Consider the following 18354-nt stretch of genomic DNA (forward strand, 5'->3'; position numbering starts at 1 on the left):
CATTTAGAGGGATAATATTCATAATGTCTATATCGGAAAAATGGAATAGGTTTTTATTGACTCCGCAGAGTTAGAGAAATTACGCCTGTCAACACAAGTCATCTCGCCAATTAAATAATAATTGCCGCCAGTGTGTCCTTTTAGTTTTTTTAAAAAATCGTTAGAAACTGTAAAATAAGTTCCAAGAGAGTTGCCTACACCAGCGTGATAAACTGGATACCACTGGTTGACCCAGTATCTCCAGGTTCCATTATGTACATTTCCGCCGAAATACTCTATGTGATAATCGCTTTGCCTAACGGAGTTAAAAGGTAAATCTCCTACGGAGTAGGTCGGTCGAAAATAACCTCTGATTAACCAGTCAATTTCCCATCTTCCAAAGGAGGAAGGCCAGCTCTTCTTTGCTAAAGGGAAAATCCCTTGCTCAGAATTTCGCATATAATCTATTGACTCAAAAATTGCCTTAGGATCGTCAATTTCAGAGTTTCGAAGTTTGACTAAAATAACCCTTAGATCAAGGCATATACCAGAGTGATTTCTTAGCACGGGGCCGTTGGCATAAAGTAATATTTCATCAGCAGAAGCGGAAAAATTTTCCAAATACCGTTCAAGTTCTTTCTGATCAGGCAAATGATCGTCTTTTTCTAAATCTTCTATTACGGGCCAATTGTATGGTGAGTCAGAAGGAGAAAGATTTACAGCAATAGAACCGAATGGTAAAACCTCTTGGGCATGTGCCAAACAAAGTTCGGCAGGTAAGGAGTGCTTTTGCATAGCATACGCTAATGTTCTGACAAAAGCAGATAAAATGGATACTTCTGCTCGCCATGAAAAACTACAGAAAATCTTGTCTTGAGGGTAAAATTGTTCACTTGCAAAGTTATGAGGTTTAAAAATATAACAAGCATGCGCGTTGTGGATTTGCTCCCATTCAAGGAAAAAATGCCTCAACAGTTGGATTTGGTATTTATTTTCGAGCTCATCGATAATGCCTATAAACCTCAATGCAAGGCCATTAGCATATTTTTTATATTTGTTCTTATTCGGTTCTAAGTCATCTGAAAATTCAGAGTAGAGAACCGAAAAATCATTCCTTCTTTCAATGTCTAAATCCAGAGAATATAGAATCTCATCAGAGATAAGAGAAGGGTGATGAATGCATTTGGTTATTTCTTCTTTAGTAAATGAGTGATCCTCGATAAGTAATAAAACAGATAGATAATCAATGACATCAACCTCATAGGGTTGTTTTTCCAGAAAACTCAGATACAAAGAACGAAATTTGATACTGGAGTCGTTTTGTAATAAAGCTGCTATCTGCTTCGCTGTTAGGAGCCTGGCGTATCTGTCGGGCCATTTAAAATGTAATAGAATTAGATGAAATGGAATATTTTCGAATGATACAGGATCATCATACCAGTACAGTTTGGTCAAAGGAAGATGTGCAATATCGCCCTCAAGGCTAGTGACCATAATTTCAGTAATTTCGGTTGCCAGAGCGACCTGTCCAGCAGAGGCCAAATAAGTAACAAGGTGAGTGGAAGGAACTACTATATTCTCATCTCTCTGTAAGCTGGCAGAGTCTGGTGCCATCGTATCACGAAGAAGATTTTCCCATTGCTCGCTGTAAGTATTTCCATATTCTTTTAAGGCTTCTTTTGACCCTGATGAATAATAAGGATTCCAGCAGTTATTTAATTTTATATTTCTTACAGCCCATTTGTAAGCTGCTTTCCTGCCTTCGGTTTTTTTGCTCAACAAGAAAATATGGTGTAAGCATCGATTCAGTTCATAGTCTGATTTACTTTGATTGTAATAGTCGCTGAAAGAAGTGATAATCGTGCGGGCATGGCCTTTATCAACCCAATAACCTATCCAGTTCGAAATAAATTCTTCACGAATCTGGTATGAAACTAAATGTAAGGCTGCAATAAAATCATTAAGATTAGCAGGTGATATGGTGGATACATCAGGACAATCTGTAACGACATCTTCGTTAGTGGAGGAATACTCTCTTGGTTGTGGGGGCATACCTCCAAGAACTTTGCACTGCTCTTCGTAAATACCTTTCAGAACATCATTGTCTTTGCTTCTTTCATCTAATGCAGCCATTGCATCAACTGTTGTCATGCATCTAAGAAAAGAGTGCTCTGACTGCGTAGTAAGTGGAAATGTCTTTACGAAATTTTCAAAAATAAGATGTGTTCTATGCCAATTCTCTTCTGATAGATGATAGTCAAATTCGTCAACAAGGCGTTCTGGGTTGTGTTTCGCCAATAATTTTGTGAACAGGCTAGGAATATGTCGAATTTCTCGTTCTGAAAAATCAAATACATCAGTTGTAAAAGTTGCTACTCGTTTTAGCCAATCAGAAACTTGAGGGTAGTTGGAATCAGAGCATTCTTGTAACGCTTCAAAAACCTCATGTAAAGTAATGTCCTTTCTATGGCCATATCCGACTATATTGAATGCGGCACGTTCAAGAAACATTCTTGCTTCATTATACAGGCCTAAATTGGTTGCCAATTTTGCTAGGTCAAGGCTATCGTTGGCCAGCGTAGCAGTATCATCTCTGCGTAGTATTTCAGAATCAAAATACTTTTTAAACTCCTGAGCAATATAATCTTTAGGGAAATTGAAAATTGCATTTTTAGAGGAAATATCAAAAAACACCCTAGAATCCCACCAATTGCTCATTGATAGTGTATCAAACTGATTTATGTCAATATTTGAAAATGCTTTTATGGAGTTGCATAAAATATTTAGGTGAATGGCAATTCTTATTAAGGATTTTCGAATGTTGAATAAGATAGTATCGATTTGATAACCCATCAATAATTTATCTGGTTGTTCTAGTAAGTCAAATGATTCATACAAATTAGAAATTTCAAAATTGTGGCCTTCTTTTATATTTTTTGCAATTTTTGAGGCGGCATATTGGAATGTCGCCCAAGCATTATTGAGGAACCCCTGAATATCTGTGGGTGCAGTTAACTCCGGAGCATTAAATTCGGTTGATATTATTAAATTTACTATAAGATTTCTAAAAAAGTGCTCATAAAAAGGAAGGTGACGTGTATGTTCGTACTCAACAGGGCATTCAATTTCCTTAAGTTGGTCTATTTCTATGTCGTTTCCGGCTAAAAACTGATAAAGCAGATATATGCTTGAATCAGTGCTATCAAATAAGGAGTTTTCCTCATTGATAGTTACGCCTTCGATGCTTGCAGCCAAAACGACTTCGTCGCAGATTGCTGAGGCAATATCATCCGGGACGTCAAATAGAGATAAATCAACCAGTAAGTGTCTATGGCCATACTGAATGAGCAATTCGACAATTCGGGTGAAAGATGAAGCCTTATCAATAAGTGTTTCATAGAAAGCATTTATAACAGCTAAGTCGGGATTACTATGGCTGGTTAGCGTATGAAGATAATCATCTACAAGGCTGTTCAATGTTTGATAATGATTAGAGTCATCTAGCCGAGCATAAAAGTGTACTCGACGAGAGATTTCATTGGTGCACGCATCTACTATTCTTTCATCTCTTCCTTGAAAATGCTTAGCAATAATAACAATTTCATTGTCCGGGATAATCCTTAGATTGTCCGCTCGCCAAAGAAGACCAAAATTATCGTGCGAGATGCTTAATGAGCAGTCCAGAAAATCGCTAAAATTCTGTATTTGAAACTCTGGCCCATTTAATAGCCTTGTTTTCAAAATTCGCAGTCTCAACAACTCAGAATATAGGTTTTGATCAAATGCGATACGTTCTGCAACACTGAATATATGTTCTATATGCTCTAGAGGATAACCATTGCAGAGAGATTGAACAAGCCAGTCCCTATCTACACCTTGAAAAAGTGGGGTGATATTCCCGAGGTTAGCTTCAATGATCCATTCCCAACCCCACCGCCAATACTCTGGAGCATGTGTATTGATCCAAATTTTAGAAATTCTATTTAACCTATCTCTTGATTGAACGAAGGCGTCTTTGCGTCTTAGGTATACGAATAGGCTGCTATGAAAAGGATATATCCCACTTAGTCTTTGTTCAATGAGGTGTTGAATTTCTGAAAAGCTGGTTTGGAAAGTTAGGCTATCTTCAAAACAGTAACTGATGTGGGTTTTATCAGGCCATGAAAAATCTGCATTTGCTATAAGCAGAAGAATTTCTTTTGCTCCTTCAGATAGTGATACCCATAGATTCTCATAATATTCATGAATATCGCCATCAGGACAAGTTGGTAGTCGTTCCACATCATATTTACTGATATTTTTATCTGCTAACTGCAAACTGTTTAAAGAGTAAATAATATGAAGGGGATATCCATGAGAAATGTCGAGTAGAGCCTGTGAAATTTCTACTATTTTATTTTGTTTGTGATATTTATTGCCTGCTACTTTTATTTCATTGTTCGATGCTATAAAGTCGAGTCTCGACTTTATAGCATCAAGCCCCATAGATGGAATATCTATCCAGGCATGTTCTCTTGGAGCTGAACGTAAGAGGGAATTGGGAAGATGCTCGTCGCTTATTGGTTGTGTTCCGAATAGCAAACAAACTTTTCCTTTAAAAGGGGTAATCCGATTAACTAAATGTTCGAGTTGGCTAATATCCGATCTTTCACGATAAACATGATCTAATCCATCAATAATTATAACTAGAGTTTTGCCATTTTCTTCAGCTTTAATTACTGCCTTGCTTATCCAGGCCTCTAGATGTTGAGAATCAAGTTTATCGCTATCGAAGTCATTGGGATAAAGTGTTCTAATCTGGCTTTGTAGTGAATGAGCTGCATTATTAAAAGCAATTCTGTCGCCAATAAACTGAGGGGATAAGTAATAATGATGTCGGATAACAGGCGTTTTCGATTCTATTAGCTGGTCAGTTAAAAAGGATAGAAAAGTACTTTTCCCCATCCCGGGTAATCCTGATATAACATGGCAGCCAGGGTTAGCTGTAGCGTTAAGAATTTCATTATGAAATTCATCTGTTGGTGGTTTGTAGCCGCCAGGAATTTCAAAAAACTGAGAAATAGTTTTTTTGGAGCCGAGCGTTAAAATTTCATGTATATGATTAAGGTAGATTTTGCCATCTGGTGCCGGTTCTCTTTTTCGTGAAGCCCAACGCTCAACGGTTTTTAATAACTGAAGCCAACTTTCTTCATTTGCGTGGTCTGGTACAAGCGAGTCACGTAGGTGCAACTCTAAATCATCAATTTCCTTTTGGCTATGTTCGAAAATAAGAGTTTCGAAAAAAGCTATGGACTTCTCTTCACTACCAAGTTGAGCTAATATTTTTGATTTGACGTCTTCCGGAACGAGAGAGTAATCAATTTTTTTATCTATTAGGCAATTTGATAAAACTTGGTCAGGTATTCTATTTGTAATAAGCTTAGCAATCGCTATTGTGCTGGAGGAACCGAACTTCTCTATATCTGCTGACCATTTTTCGATAAGGGATGTGCCCTTATCCTTCTTCTTGAGTAGCCAAGCGAAATCTAAATGTAAATCGTCACGTTCAGAATCAATTGTAAATTTGACCTGATAGAGTTCATATTCTCCACTGGCTGTAAAGCAAATAACATCATCAAGGCTCTTAACATGATTAAGCCCTTGATTACCTTCTATGCTTATCCACTGGTATTTCTCTGGATCGTGAAACCAATTGATCAATGTGCGAATACACATAAGGTCTTGGTATGTGTATCCAACACGTGTTAATTGTGAGGGTTTAATTTTTGACGGTTTCATCAAAATAACAATCCATATTTTACGATCGCAACTTACTTAAACCTACTACTGAAGTACTTAATTTTCAATCAATTTTATCGAATACGTAAAGGAGAAACAGACAAAATCCATACCTATGTCCGTTTTTGGCACACACATATCTTAGGCTGTGCTAGGAAAGTAGCAATCAGCCCTAAGCTGAACTAATTAACTATTTTTGGTTAATTTTGCTTCGATTTCAACTCACGCACTGCAGAATGCGGTAAGCAACGCCCATGAATTATTGAAGAATAATCTCGACCAGTATCATCAGTTATCCGGCAAATGTACTCGAAAAGTTCTTCTGGAGTTGAGTTTCCATACAACCTTGCCAGATCAGAAATTGAGGGGTTCAACATGTCTTCTATTCTCCGTGTTGACGAAATTAACATTAAAGAAACACTCTTTTGACAACGCGACTTTCTCAGCCGCAGGGGACTCGTCTAAGCCACTGAAAAGAATACACTGCAGGTCACTGGCAATTAACGCGAGCCTCAAGCCGAAAGCAATTGATATGTCCTTACACGAAGCCGACTATACGTGTGAGGATTCAGAGCTTAATCGGTTCTCTATTACCCGACACTGGGAGGACCTATCTACGTTCTCTTCTCCCGCCCCATCTTCAACACCTCATAAAACGTCCCTCGTCCAAGCCCATCCGACGGCACTTCCCGCTCCTGCGCCAGCGCCTTCAGCTTCCGAAGTATCCTATCCGAAGCCGGTTTATCCGACGTCCCATAACGCCCATCAGTCTCCTCAACCAGAAGCTGAACCAGTAGCCAGCAGAGTCGGGCAGTATTCTCCCGTGCCTTATCACGCTTATGCATTCCACGCAGGGAAGGTTGTGCTGAAGCAGTGAGATCCGGTAGCGCGTCGTCACCGAGCGTCTTCAGCCACTTGCGGCCACGGCTGTTGCGTGACAGTTTCATCACAGCCTTCAGGCTACGGGCCTTAATTTCTGGCGGCGTCAGTTCGTCATCAATAAATCGCCATGCCAGCGCGAACATCTCATCGGCATAGAACATGCGTTTGTTCGCCGGGGCGCTGACCATGCCCGTTGCTTTGATGGTGCGGCTGATGGCGTCGTGCAGGATACGGTAATTCTCCTGATGTTCTTCCGGCAGGGCATTTGCCGGTTGGGAAGCATCGAGGCCTAGAAGCAGAAGGGCGAGATGCCGCGCTTCCAGCAGCGGCATATCACATTCCCGTTCAAACAGATTCTGACGAATGGGACTGGTCACATTATTCTCCTTCCACGATCTGCAGTGGTTCTTCTGCACCGAGCAGCGCCTGCCGTCTGGCGGCATCAACGTAGTTTCCCCACCACTGCATCAGCGGTCGCCTTTGTTCCAGATAGTCGCTGCGGTTGTAGGCCGCTTCGATCTCGTCTTCTTTCTGGTGTGCCAATGCCGATTCCAGAACTTCACGGGGGAAATGACCTGCGCCTGCGGTCCTGGCAATGCTGCGCATACCATGGGCAACCAGCTCACCGCCGAACCCCATACGGATAAGCGCGGCGTTCGCGGTCTGCTGGTGCATATGCTCCAGCGGTTTGCGGATGCTGGGGAAGACCCACGGACGATGGCGGCTGACTGGCTCCATAACCTGAAGAACGCGCAGTGCCTGTTTGCTGAGCGGCACCGTGTGCGAACGGTTCATCTTCATAAAGGTGTCGGGGATGCGCCATTCCGCTTTTTTCATATCGATGTCGCACCAGCGGGCGCTAACGGCTTCGCCGGGGCGAACCCAGGTCAGTAGCTCCCATTCGATAAGGCAGCGGGTTTCTTTACGGATAGAGGCGTTCTGTAGCGCCAGCATTAGTCTGCCCAATTCGCTGGGGTGAAGGGCGGGCATATTCTGCTTTTTCGGTTTCTTGAAACGGGCGACCAGGTTGTCAGCCGGATTGAACTCGATGAGCTCTTCGGAGATGGCGAAGCGGAAGATTTCATTGAGCCGTGAGATAACCCGGCGCAGTGTTTCGAGGATGCCCTGTTCTTCTAGCGGTGTGAGATGTTCCTTGAGCATCTTCGGGCGGATCTCGGTGACGGGCGTACTGCCCAGAGAAGGGAAGACGTGCATCTCCAGAGAACGCCAGACATCTTTGGCGTGATCTTCGCTAAGATCACTGGTCCGTTTTTTCTCTTTGAGCCACTGTTCCGCAACTTTTTCCAGCGTGCATTCATTCTGGAGTCGTTGCTCCTCTGCAATCTGCTCCAGATGGGCCTGCGGGTCGATGCCCTGCACGAGTAAACGCCGGTATTGCAACCTGAAATCTCGCGCCATGGCGAGGGTGACTACCGGGTAGGGGCCAATGCTGATTTTGGTCCGTTTTTTCAGCGCCGGGGGAGTGTATTCGAAGTACCAGATCTTTCTGCCGGATGGCTTAATCAACAACGCCAGTCCGTCGCCATCGCGCAGCATATACTCGGTCTTCTGCGGCTTGGCGGCAGCGATCTCGGTATTGGTTAGGGATTTCAATACCTTAGGCATGTTTTTGCACCTTGTTTTTTTAGCGTTCAGGCAACGCGGTACAAAACAAGATACATAATGCTCAAGATTCATACAGAGATCATGACCACACATGCAACAAAAAAGCCTGTAACTCGTTGAAGTTACAGGCTTTTTTAAGGTTCATGATGCATCATGAATGAATGTTTGGTGGAGCTGGCGGGAGTTGAACCCGCGTCCGAAATTCCTACATCCTCGGTACTACATGCTTAGTCAGTCTTTACATTCGCCTGGCACCTGCGGACAGACACGCCACTACCAGACTAGCCTGATTAGTTTTAACGTTTCAACCCCAGGCAGGGCCTCCACGCGATCTCTTTTGGGTTTGACCTCTCTTTGATCCCCGTCTTAAGAGCGGAAGCTAGGGAGAGAGGGCTCAGAGCAGGTTATTAAGCTGCTAAAGCGTAGTTTTCGTCGTTTGCGACTATTTTTTTGCGGCTTTTTACGAGGCCAACCGCCCCTCGGCATGCACCTTGGGTTTCGCAAATCCCGTCGAATCCAGAATCAGCCCCAATGTGTACGTTGAGTATAACAGATTTATGAATGCGCTTACCAGCCCTCGTTTCGAGGATTAAGGCGTCAGGTTGGGTGAAAAATCAGCATCAACAACAATATAGCGCCAGGGTCAGCAAAACTGACCCTGATGGGATGGGGAGTTAACGACCCGCGTGCTTCATAATTCGGGCTTTATCTACTGCCCATTCGCGGTCTTTGATATCGGTACGCTTGTCGTGCTGTTTTTTACCTTTTGCTACGCCGATTTTGACTTTGCACCAGGCATTTTTCCAGTACAGAGAAAGAGCGACCACAGTGTAACCTTCGCGGTTGATACGCCCGTACAGGGTATCCAGTTCACGCTGGTTGAGCAGAAGCTTACGGGTACGCGTCGGGTCGCAGACGTAGTGAGTGGAAGCAACAGCCATTGGCGTAAAGTTGGCGCCAAACAGATAGGCTTCGCCATCTTTCAAAATGACATAGCTATCACCAATATTGGCTTTACCTGCGCGGAGAGATTTTACCTCCCATCCCTGCAGAGCAAGACCAGCCTCGTATTCATCTTCGATAAAGTATTCATGACGGGCGCGTTTATTCAGCGCAATGGTGGCTGATCCAGGTTTGTGGGCTTTTTTCTTAGTCATAGTATCCTGAAGTCATCGTCTTAAAACAGTCGTACCTCAATCTTCCCGCGAGGCGTAATGGGCTATCTTAGCACGAGTTGCGGTACAGCGTTTTTTTTAGCAGCAGATAAATGATATTATTTACACCGTGTTTATATGTGGAACCTGCTATGCCTCAGATTAGCCGTACCGCCCTCGTGCCGTTCAGTGCGGAACAGATGTACCAACTGGTAAATGATGTGAAGTCCTACCCTGATTTTCTGCCGGGCTGCACCGGTAGCCGGGTTCTGGAGCTCGGTCCGACGCAAATGACCGCGGCGGTTGACGTCTCCAAAGCGGGTATCAGCAAGACCTTCACAACGCGAAATACGCTGACCAGTAACCAGAGTATTCTCATGAGTCTGGTCGATGGTCCGTTTAAGAAGCTGATTGGCGGCTGGAAGTTTATTCCCTTAAGCCCTGAAGCGTGCAAAATTGAGTTTCATCTCGATTTTGAATTCACCAATAAGCTGATTGAAATGGCTTTTGGTCGCATCTTCAAAGAGCTGGCCATGAATATGGTGCAAGCGTTTACGACGCGGGCAAAAGAGGTTTACAGTGTCGGCTAACATCATCGTTGAAGTTGCCTACGCCTTGCCGGAAAAGCAGTATCTGCAACGCGTTAAGCTGGAAGAGGGCGCCACGGTCGAGCAGGCGATCGTGGCCAGCGGTCTTCTGGCGTTACGTGATGATATCGATCTGGCGAAGAACAAAGTGGGTATTTATAGCCGCCCGGCGAAGCTTCAGGATCGGGTCCACGATGGCGATCGAGTAGAGATCTATCGGCCGCTGATTGCAGACCCTAAAGAGCTGCGTCGCCAGCGGGCTGAGAAAAGCGCGGGAAAGTAACCGTTTCGCACAAAGCTCAGAGATAAAAAAAAGCGCTCATTGAGCGCTTTTTGCATATTGATAGCCTTACTCTGCCGTCAGGGCAGGTTTGTTATCAATGTTGGTCAGCACACCGCTGCTGTTGAAGGTCAGGGTAAGCGTCTGTTGGGTAACTTTTTCATGCCCAGGCTGCTGACGGAAAACGTAGAACCAGGTATTGGTGCCAAACGGATCTGACATCATCGGGGTACCAAGAGCATAGGCAACCTGTTGTTGCGTCATGCCGACACGAATTTTTGCTACATCGGTTGGTGCCAGATAGTTTCCCTGGTTGATGTCAGGACGGTAAACCACTCGTTCCAGAGTGGAACAGCCTGCGGTCAACATAAGAAGAACCGCTGCGGCAGCAGTCAGCATTTTACAGCGCATAGTGATTTGATTCCTTTTTGGGCCCGAGCAGTACGTGGCTCATCTGTAATATGCCGATGATAATAGACCTTTGCCCGGTTGGGAACCTTCGGCTGCATGTCTATCGGCAATTTGCTGTTCACTATGACTCTGTGAAAATCAAAAAGTTTAGGCGGCAAGCAACTCTTTCGCGTTTGCCAGGGTATTACGAGTGACTTCACTACCGCCCAGCAGGCGGGCCAGTTCCTGCAAACGAGCGCGTTTATCCAGAGGGTGCATATGCGTCTCGGTCATTTCACCGTCCGTTTCCTTGCAGACGAAGAAATGGTGATGTCCACAACCGGCAACCTGCGGTAAGTGGGTAACGCACATTACCTGGGTTGATTCGCCTAATTGACGCAGTAGTTTACCGACGACTGCCGCCGTAGGGCCGCTGATGCCGACATCCACTTCATCGAAAATCAGCGCCGGAGTTTCCATCTTACGTGCGGTGATGACCTGAATCGCCAGCGCAATACGTGACAGCTCGCCTCCGGAGGCAACTTTAGCAATCGGCTGCAGCGGCTGACCCGGGTTAGTGGTGACGCGGAATTCGATATGGTCCGCGCCTTCAGCCGTAAGGTGGCGCTCATCAAACGCGACATCAATGGCGAACACACCGTGCGGCATCGAGAGTGAGTGCATACTCTCCGTAATGAGCTGAGTCAATTCATCGGCGCTATTTTGGCGCAGGGCATGCAGCTGCTTTGCCGTATCCAGCGCCAGCTGATGATGCTCAACGACCAGTTGGCTAAGAGATTCCAGAGAACCGGCGCTATCATCCAGCATACGCTGCTCTTCCAGTAGGGATTGGTAAAGGTCAGGAAGCTCTTCGGGCGTGATTTGGTGCTTCCGCGCGAGGGCGATCTGTCGGGATATACGCTGCTCCAGCTCGAACAGGCGGTTCGGATCGAGATCGAGGCGATCGTGATAATGGCGCAGTTCGTCCGTTGCTTCGCTAAGCTGGATAGACGCCTCTTCAAGCATATCGAGTACCCCGGAGAGGTTACTGTCCATACCTGCCAGCTCGCTGACCAGCTGCTTCGCGGCGTACAGTTGACTCTGCAGGTTGGATTCTTCGCCGTCTGCCAGTACCGTCAGCGCATGCTGGCAGGTCGTCAGCAGCTGACCGCTGTTAGCCAGACGTTTGTATTCTTCATCAATTTGTTCGAATTCGCCCGACTGCGGGTTGAACTCGTTTAGCTCTTTTAATTGATATTGCAGCAGGTCCGCACGGGCTGCGCGCTCCTGACTTTGCTGCTGATGCTGCGCCAGATCGCGACAGCTTTTATGCCACTGACGATAGCGCTCTGCCATTAGCTGAGTAAGCGCATACTCACCAGTATAGCCATCAAGCAGCGTCTTCTGGTGTTCGGGTTTAGTCAGCAACTGGTGGGCGTGCTGGCCGTGGATCTGGATAAGCAGTTGACCCAGATCGCGAAGCTGGGATAAAGGGACTGCCGTGCCGTTAATAAAACCGCGAGAGCGGCCGTCAGCGCTGATGACGCGGCGAAGTAAACACTCACGCCCGCTTTCCAACTGGTTCTGTTCCAGCCAGCGCTGAGCGGCAGGTGTGTCTTTCAGGGAGAAGCGGGCGCATAAATCAGCCCGGTTGGCGCCTCTGCGCACCATATCGGCTTCCGCCCGACCACCGAGGCACAGCCCCAGCGCGTCGATAGCGATCGATTTACCGGCGCCGGTCTCGCCGGTAATGGCGGTCATACCGCTGTGAAAATCGATTTCAAGCTCACGAACAATAGCAAAATTACTAATAGTGAGTTGTGCCAACATAGCTGCCTTCCTGTATGAAAAACCATTACTGTGTTTTCGTACAGTATAATCTGGTTTTTTATCCAGTAAAGGGGCTGGCTATAAAATCAGAACAATTTTTTCGACCAGCCAAGCTTGGTGCTTAATGTGTTGAAATAGCTGTAATCTTTTGGGTGGATGAGATTGAGGTGATAATCACAGCGGCGAATCAGCACATCTTCACCATCCTGAATTGGAAGCGCTATCTGGCTATCGCAGCTAATTTCAAGGTCGCTACAGCGTTGAGAAAAGCGCAGGCGAATGGTGCTGTCGCCATTGATCACCAGCGGGCGTGCCGAGAGCGTATGCGGGAACATGGGGACCAGGGTGATCGCATCCAGTGAAGGCGTGAGGATCGGCCCTCCAGCAGAGAGTGAATAAGCCGTGGAGCCGGTGGGCGTGGAGATAATCAGGCCATCGGAGCGCTGAGAGAAAGCAAATACCTCATCAATGTAAACTTCAAACTCAATCATATGCGCCACTTTGCCGGGGTGCAGGACAACTTCATTAATTGCCGTGCTGATGCGCTTCTGACAATCCTGCTGACACACCTGAGCTTCCAGCAGAAAGCGTTTTTCGGCGATATAGTGGCCTTCAAGCACATCGGCAAGCTGCTGTAGCGCGTTATCCGGGTCGAGATCGGTCAGAAAACCGAGGTTGCCGCGGTTAATCCCAATAACGTTAATGTCGTAGCGCGCCAGCGTACGGGCTGCGCCGAGCATATTGCCATCGCCGCCAACCACGACGGCCAGATCTGCCTGTTGGCCAATTTCGGCCAACGTCCCGGTCTTGACATTGCTGAGCTGAAGTTCATGCGCTATTTGCTGCTCAACCAGCACTTCATAACCTTTGCCGGACAGCCAGCGCCAGAGCATTTCATGTGTGGTCAGCGCGGTTGGGTGACGAGGGTGTCCCACAATGCCTATACACTTGAAGTGGTTCTTCATGATCTGGATGTCCTTGCGTTAAATGAATAGTGACAATCTGGCCGCGTTCCCTTGAAACCAGGAAACTGATCCCCATAATAAGCGAAGTTAGCGAGATGAATGCGAAAAAAACGCGGAGAAATTCATGAGTAGTAAAGAACAGAAAACGCCTGAGGGGCAAGCCCCGGAAGAAATTATCACGGAGCAGCACGACGACGTTGAGGCGGTAGAGCCTGAGGTTTCGGCTGAGCAGGTGGATCCGCGCGATGAAAAAATTGCGAATCTGGAAGCTCAGCTTGCTGAAGCGCAGAAGCGCGAACGTGAAGTATTGCTACGTGCGAAAGCCGATGAAGATAACCTGCGCCGCCGTACCGAGCTGGATATCGAAAAAGCGCATAAGTTTGCGCTGGAAAAATTCGTCAACGAGCTGCTGCCGGTCATCGACAGCCTGGATCGCGCGCTGGAAGTCGCTGATAAAGCTAACCCGGATATGGCGCCGATGGTTGAAGGCATCGAACTGACGTTGAAGTCCATGCTCGACGTGGTACGTAAGTTCGGCGTGGAAGTGATTGGCGATACGAACGTGCCGCTGGATCCGAACGTCCATCAGGCCATTGCGATGGTTGAGTCCGAAGACGTAGCGCCAGGCAACGTGCTGGGCGTTATGCAAAAGGGTTATACCCTGAACGGTCGTACTATTCGCGCGGCGATGGTCACCGTCGCGAAAGCGAAGTAAATAAGCGAAACGGCTACCGTGAGGTGGCCGTTTTTCTATTTCCTTCTGCCAGCCCGCAGGGGGGCTATGACTCAGCCACGCTCTCGCGAATGGGTTTAACCGGCATCACCTTCACCCGTTTGATCATATTCTCCTGAACATCAAGAATATCGATATCATACTGTTCGATGCGTACGCGGGTACCCGGAGCGGGGATCTCTTCGAGTGCTTCCAGGATGATACCGTTAATGGTTCGCGCTTCATCTTCCGGGAGATGCCAGTTAAATGCCTTGTTGATTTCCCGTACGTTGGCGGTTCCATCGATAATCACTGAGCCATCATTAAGCGGCGTCACCTCTTCAGCAAGCGTAGGCGACATTGAAGTCGTAAAATCGCCGACGATCTCTTCGAGGATATCCTCAACCGTAACCAGACCCTGAATGTCGCCATATTCATCAACGACCAGACCCACTTTCTTTTTATTACGCTGGAATTTCACCAGCTGCGTACTGAGCGGCGTTCCTTCCGGCACGAAGTAAATTTCATCGGCGGCGCGCAGCATGACTTCTTTTGTGAACTCTTTTTTCTCGGTCATCAGGCGATAAGCTTCGCGTACCCGCAGCATGCTGATGGCATCGTCCAGCGTGTCGCGGTACAGCACGATGCGCCCGTGTGGAGAGTGGGTCAGCTGGCGGACGATGGATTTCCAGTCGTCGTTAATATTGATACCGACAATATCGTTGCGCGGAACCATGATGTCATCAACGCTGACTTTCTCGAGGTCCAGGACGGAGAGCAGCATGTCCTGATTGCGCCGGGAGATTTGCGAACGTGATTCATTAACGATAGTGCGCAGCTCATCTTTGCTTAATGCCCCGCTAATCACGATGTCGGTTTTAATGCCCATCATGCGCATCAGAATGCGGGTAATCGTGTTGAGCAACCACACCAGCGGCATCATCAGTATTTGCAGCGGCGCGAGCAGGAGGCTGCTGGGATAGGCGACCTTTTCTGGATAGAGCGCCGCGATGGTTTTTGGCAGCACTTCGGCAAACACCAGCACCACAAACGTCAGGACGCCGGTGGCAATGGCGACGCCGGCATCGCCGTACAGGCGCATACCTACAATGGTACCCAACGCCGAGGCAAGAATGTTGACGAGGTTATTACCAATGAGAACCAGGCTAATGAGACGGTCAGGCTTGCGCAGGAGCTTTTCGACGCGTTTTGCCTGACGATTGCCCTGCTTGGCCAAATGACGCAGGCGATAGCGGTTTAGCGTCATCATGCCGGTTTCTGAACCGGAGAAATAGGCGGAGATAACCACCATGACGATCAGCGTCACGATCAGCGTGGTGGTGGAGATATGTTCCACTTGGGATTCCTTAAAGACTTAGCTCATGAACTGTTGCAATACGCGGCTACCAAAGTAGGCCAGCGTCAACAGTCCTGCGCCAGTCACGTTAAACCAGACGACCCGGCGTCCGCGCCACCCTTCATGATAGTGGCCCCAAAGCAGGACGATATAAACAAACCACGCAATAATAGACAGTACTGCTTTATCAATGTTTTCCGCGCTAAACAGGTTGTGCATATAAAACAACCCGGTGCACAGCGTCAGGGTTAACAGCACCACGCCTATCTGGGTGATATGGAACATTTTACGTTCAATGCTCATCAGCGGCGGCATTTCGCTACTGAAGGTCAACTTTTTATTCTTCAGCTGATAGTCAATCCACGCCAGCTGCAGAGCGTAAAGCGCAGCGATAATCAGCGTAGCATAAGAAAAGAGCGACAGGCCGATATGGACCAACATCCCCGGCGTGGTTTCCAGATGCGTGATGTACTCGTTCGGCATAAAGGTCGCGAACGCGAGGTTGATTAAGGCGAAGGTGTAGACAATGGGCAGCAATAGCCAGCCGCGATTACGCGATGCGACGATGGTCATCACCGTACAGATCATCAGGCTGACCAGCGATCCCACGTTTAATAGACTGAGGTTTTGCCCGCTTTCGCCGCCGGGAAAAATGCGTGACTCCAGCGCGAAGGCGTGACAAATCAACGCAATAGTTGCGGAAAGAATCGCCATCCGCCGCCAACTGCTGTTTTTTTGCAGCAGACCAGGGACGATCAGCGCGAGGCTGATGGAGTACGCGACAAGAGCGAGTAGAGCAAAAACAGGCATATGGGCGTCGACTGTTGACTAAATAGTAAAGAGAAGCAGTATAGCGTCACGCGACTCTGGCTCCAACCGTTGCAGCACATTCGCGTTTATGTCGTGTTATACTGCGCCCATTCCGTTTTTGTGTCGCTGCGGCGACCGACCGTTTCCACCTCAGGCGAGAGACAATGTTTGATAATTTAACCGATCGTTTGTCGCGTACGCTGCGCAACATTAGCGGCCGCGGACGCCTTACTGAAGACAACATTAAAGATACCCTGCGCGAAGTGCGTATGGCGCTGCTGGAGGCGGACGTTGCTCTGCCTGTGGTACGTGACTTCATCAACCGCGTAAAAGAAAGCGCGGTAGGTCATGAAGTCAACAAAAGCCTGACCCCGGGCCAGGAGTTCGTCAAAATTGTGCGCAACGAACTGGTTGCCGCGATGGGCGAAGAGAACCAGGCGCTGGATTTAGCCGCGCAGCCGCCAGCCGTGGTGCTGATGGCCGGTTTGCAAGGGGCGGGTAAAACCACCAGCGTCGCTAAGCTGGGTAAGTTCCTGCGTGAAAAGCACAAGAAGAAAGTCCTGGTGGTTTCCGCTGACGTCTATCGCCCTGCGGCGATCAAGCAGCTGGAAACGCTGGCCGAGCAGGTTAGCGTTGATTTCTTCCCGTCTGACGTAGGTCAGAAGCCGGTTGATATCGTGAATGCCGCGCTGAAGGAAGCGAAGCTCAAATTCTACGACGTGCTGCTGGTGGATACTGCCGGTCGTCTGCACGTTGATGAAGCGATGATGGATGAGATTAAGCAGGTCCATGCGTCTCTCAATCCAGTAGAAACCCTCTTTGTTGTCGATGCGATGACCGGCCAGGATGCGGCGAACACGGCGAAAGCGTTTAACGAGGCTCTGCCGTTGACCGGGGTGGTGCTGACCAAAGTGGACGGCGACGCCCGCGGCGGTGCGGCGCTGTCGATTCGTCATATCACCGGCAAGCCGATTAAATTCCTTGGCGTTGGCGAGAAAACCGAAGCGCTGGAGCCGTTCCATCCGGACCGTATCGCCTCCCGTATTCTCGGCATGGGCGACGTTCTGTCGCTGATCGAAGATATCGAAAGTAAGGTTGACCGCGCGCAGGCTGAAAAGCTGGCTTCCAAACTGAAAAAAGGCGACGGTTTTGATCTCACCGATTTCCTTGAACAGCTGCGGCAGATGAAAAACATGGGCGGTATGGCCAGCCTGATGGGCAAGCTGCCGGGCATGGGACAGATACCGGACAACGTTAAATCGCAGATGGACGATAAAGTGCTGGTGCGTATGGAAGCCATCATCAACTCGATGACGCTGAAAGAGCGCGCCAAACCGGAAATTATTAAAGGTTCGCGTAAGCGCCGCATCGCCGCAGGCTGCGGAATGCAGGTGCAGGATGTGAACCGTCTGCTCAAACAGTTTGATGATATGCAGCGCATGATGAAGAAGATGAAGTCGAAAGGCGGCATGATGAAGATGATGCGCGGAATGAAAGGTATGATGCCGCCTGGGTTCCCCGGCGGGCGATAATATCGTCGCTATTTTGCTGTCGGGGCGCGCTTCTTTTTTTACCCATTGTTGGCGCGCTCTGGCTCAGTTACCCCATTTAGGGGGCCTTCCACGGCAGAGTTTATAACTGCTGATTGCAATTTCCCCAGAAATCAGTAAAATTTTCGGGCTTTTAATATGACACCGGGCTCCGTTCCTCGATGGGGCCCGGTGTTTTATTCACACAAGAGGATGTTATGGTTACTATTCGTTTAGCACGTCACGGCGCGAAAAAGCGTCCGTTCTACCAGGTTGTTGTTACCGACAGCCGTAATGCACGCAACGGTCGCTTCATCGAGCGCGTTGGTTTCTTCAACCCGATCGCTTCTGCGACCGAAGAAGGAACTCGTCTGGATCTGGATCGTATCGCTCACTGGGTTGGCCTGGGCGCTACTGTTTCCGATCGCGTAGCTGCGCTGATCAAAGCCGCTAACAAAGCAGCTTAATCTGTCAC

At 47.8% G+C, this 18354-nt stretch carries 14 protein-coding genes and 1 other RNA gene; 5 read left to right on the forward strand and 10 right to left on the reverse strand.

Annotation, left to right across the window (positions count from 1 at the left end):
• Positions 1 to 27: 27 nt before the first annotated feature.
• The 5 genes from EGY08_RS22220 to smpB form a co-directional block, all read right to left on the reverse strand.
• The gene (locus EGY08_RS22220; protein ID WP_123828920.1) at positions 28 to 5757 is read right to left on the reverse strand and encodes an ATP-binding protein; all 5730 of its coding nucleotides are present in this window, start codon (positions 5755 to 5757) and stop codon (positions 28 to 30) included.
• A 614-nt stretch (positions 5758 to 6371) separates the two neighbouring features.
• Positions 6372 to 7016, reverse strand: a complete 645-nt coding sequence (locus EGY08_RS22225) for a hypothetical protein (protein ID WP_123828921.1) — start codon at positions 7014 to 7016, stop codon at positions 6372 to 6374.
• Position 7017: 1 nt separating this feature from the next.
• Entirely contained in the window at positions 7018 to 8265 is a 1248-nt protein-coding gene (locus EGY08_RS22235) for an integrase domain-containing protein (RefSeq protein ID WP_185762657.1), read from the reverse strand.
• A gap of 166 nt (positions 8266 to 8431) precedes the next feature.
• Positions 8432 to 8795, reverse strand: a transfer-messenger RNA (tmRNA) gene (ssrA, locus tag EGY08_RS22240).
• 144 nt (positions 8796 to 8939) lie between these two features.
• Positions 8940 to 9422 (reverse strand): SsrA-binding protein SmpB, encoded by a 483-nt coding sequence (gene smpB, locus EGY08_RS22245; protein ID WP_004104655.1) that lies wholly within the window; start codon positions 9420 to 9422, stop codon positions 8940 to 8942.
• Positions 9423 to 9571: 149 nt separating this feature from the next.
• Here smpB and EGY08_RS22250 point away from each other — a divergent pair, with 149 nt between their 5' ends.
• Both EGY08_RS22250 and EGY08_RS22255 read left to right on the forward strand, forming a co-directional pair.
• Positions 9572 to 10009 carry a type II toxin-antitoxin system RatA family toxin gene (locus EGY08_RS22250; protein ID WP_004123817.1) on the forward strand — a complete coding sequence of 146 codons (438 nt, stop codon included), beginning with the start codon at positions 9572 to 9574 and terminating at the stop codon, positions 10007 to 10009.
• Positions 9999 to 10289 carry an RnfH family protein gene (locus tag EGY08_RS22255; protein WP_004123815.1) on the forward strand — a complete coding sequence of 97 codons (291 nt, stop codon included), beginning with the start codon at positions 9999 to 10001 and terminating at the stop codon, positions 10287 to 10289. The genes EGY08_RS22250 and EGY08_RS22255 overlap by 11 nt, the downstream gene beginning before the upstream one ends.
• 66 nt (positions 10290 to 10355) lie before the next feature.
• Here the strand turns inward: EGY08_RS22255 and bamE are convergent, their stop codons facing one another.
• The 3 genes from bamE to nadK all read right to left on the reverse strand — a co-directional run bounded on the left by bamE (position 10356) and on the right by nadK (position 13471).
• Positions 10356 to 10697 carry an outer membrane protein assembly factor BamE gene (gene bamE, locus EGY08_RS22260; RefSeq protein WP_004123807.1) on the reverse strand — a complete coding sequence of 114 codons (342 nt, stop codon included), beginning with the start codon at positions 10695 to 10697 and terminating at the stop codon, positions 10356 to 10358.
• Positions 10698 to 10844: 147 nt separating this feature from the next.
• The gene (gene recN / locus EGY08_RS22265; protein WP_049114045.1) at positions 10845 to 12506 is read right to left on the reverse strand and encodes a DNA repair protein RecN; all 1662 of its coding nucleotides are present in this window, start codon (positions 12504 to 12506) and stop codon (positions 10845 to 10847) included.
• Between the two features lie 86 nt (positions 12507 to 12592).
• The gene (gene nadK, locus EGY08_RS22270; protein ID WP_004123797.1) at positions 12593 to 13471 is read right to left on the reverse strand and encodes an NAD(+) kinase; all 879 of its coding nucleotides are present in this window, start codon (positions 13469 to 13471) and stop codon (positions 12593 to 12595) included.
• Between the two features lie 124 nt (positions 13472 to 13595).
• On the opposite strand from nadK, the gene grpE reads away from it, so the two are divergent.
• Positions 13596 to 14186, forward strand: a complete 591-nt coding sequence (gene grpE / locus EGY08_RS22275) for a nucleotide exchange factor GrpE (RefSeq protein ID WP_004123793.1) — start codon at positions 13596 to 13598, stop codon at positions 14184 to 14186.
• A gap of 64 nt (positions 14187 to 14250) precedes the next feature.
• On the opposite strand, the gene EGY08_RS22280 is transcribed toward grpE, so the two are convergent.
• Both EGY08_RS22280 and EGY08_RS22285 read right to left on the reverse strand, forming a co-directional pair.
• The gene (locus EGY08_RS22280) at positions 14251 to 15540 is read right to left on the reverse strand and encodes an HlyC/CorC family transporter (RefSeq protein WP_004123790.1); all 1290 of its coding nucleotides are present in this window, start codon (positions 15538 to 15540) and stop codon (positions 14251 to 14253) included.
• 18 nt (positions 15541 to 15558) lie between these two features.
• Positions 15559 to 16350, reverse strand: a complete 792-nt coding sequence (locus EGY08_RS22285) for a cytochrome C assembly family protein (protein WP_004123787.1) — start codon at positions 16348 to 16350, stop codon at positions 15559 to 15561.
• Between the two features lie 164 nt (positions 16351 to 16514).
• Between EGY08_RS22285 and ffh the strand changes: the two genes are divergently transcribed.
• Positions 16515 to 17882 (forward strand): signal recognition particle protein, encoded by a 1368-nt coding sequence (ffh, locus tag EGY08_RS22290; protein ID WP_004123779.1) that lies wholly within the window; start codon positions 16515 to 16517, stop codon positions 17880 to 17882.
• Between the two features lie 215 nt (positions 17883 to 18097).
• The gene (gene rpsP, locus EGY08_RS22295) at positions 18098 to 18346 is read left to right on the forward strand and encodes a 30S ribosomal protein S16 (RefSeq protein ID WP_004123777.1); all 249 of its coding nucleotides are present in this window, start codon (positions 18098 to 18100) and stop codon (positions 18344 to 18346) included.
• Positions 18347 to 18354 lie beyond the last annotated feature (8 nt).

This window comes from Klebsiella sp. FDAARGOS_511, from assembly GCF_003812845.1.
In the GTDB taxonomy this organism is placed as follows: Bacteria; Pseudomonadota; Gammaproteobacteria; order Enterobacterales; family Enterobacteriaceae; genus Klebsiella; species Klebsiella grimontii.

Coding starts and splice junctions, on each gene's coding strand:
- EGY08_RS22235 (WP_185762657.1), bottom strand. CDS start 8,265: ATGCCTAAGGTATTGAAATCCCTAACCAATACCGAGATCGCTGCCGCC.
- grpE (WP_004123793.1), top strand. CDS start 13,596: ATGAGTAGTAAAGAACAGAAAACGCCTGAGGGGCAAGCCCCGGAAGAA.
- nadK (WP_004123797.1), bottom strand. CDS start 13,471: ATGAAGAACCACTTCAAGTGTATAGGCATTGTGGGACACCCTCGTCAC.
- rpsP (WP_004123777.1), top strand. CDS start 18,098: ATGGTTACTATTCGTTTAGCACGTCACGGCGCGAAAAAGCGTCCGTTC.
- EGY08_RS22285 (WP_004123787.1), bottom strand. CDS start 16,350: ATGCCTGTTTTTGCTCTACTCGCTCTTGTCGCGTACTCCATCAGCCTC.
- ffh (WP_004123779.1), top strand. CDS start 16,515: ATGTTTGATAATTTAACCGATCGTTTGTCGCGTACGCTGCGCAACATT.
- recN (WP_049114045.1), bottom strand. CDS start 12,506: ATGTTGGCACAACTCACTATTAGTAATTTTGCTATTGTTCGTGAGCTT.
- EGY08_RS22250 (WP_004123817.1), top strand. CDS start 9,572: ATGCCTCAGATTAGCCGTACCGCCCTCGTGCCGTTCAGTGCGGAACAG.
- EGY08_RS22220 (WP_123828920.1), bottom strand. CDS start 5,757: ATGAAACCGTCAAAAATTAAACCCTCACAATTAACACGTGTTGGATAC.
- smpB (WP_004104655.1), bottom strand. CDS start 9,422: ATGACTAAGAAAAAAGCCCACAAACCTGGATCAGCCACCATTGCGCTG.
- bamE (WP_004123807.1), bottom strand. CDS start 10,697: ATGCGCTGTAAAATGCTGACTGCTGCCGCAGCGGTTCTTCTTATGTTG.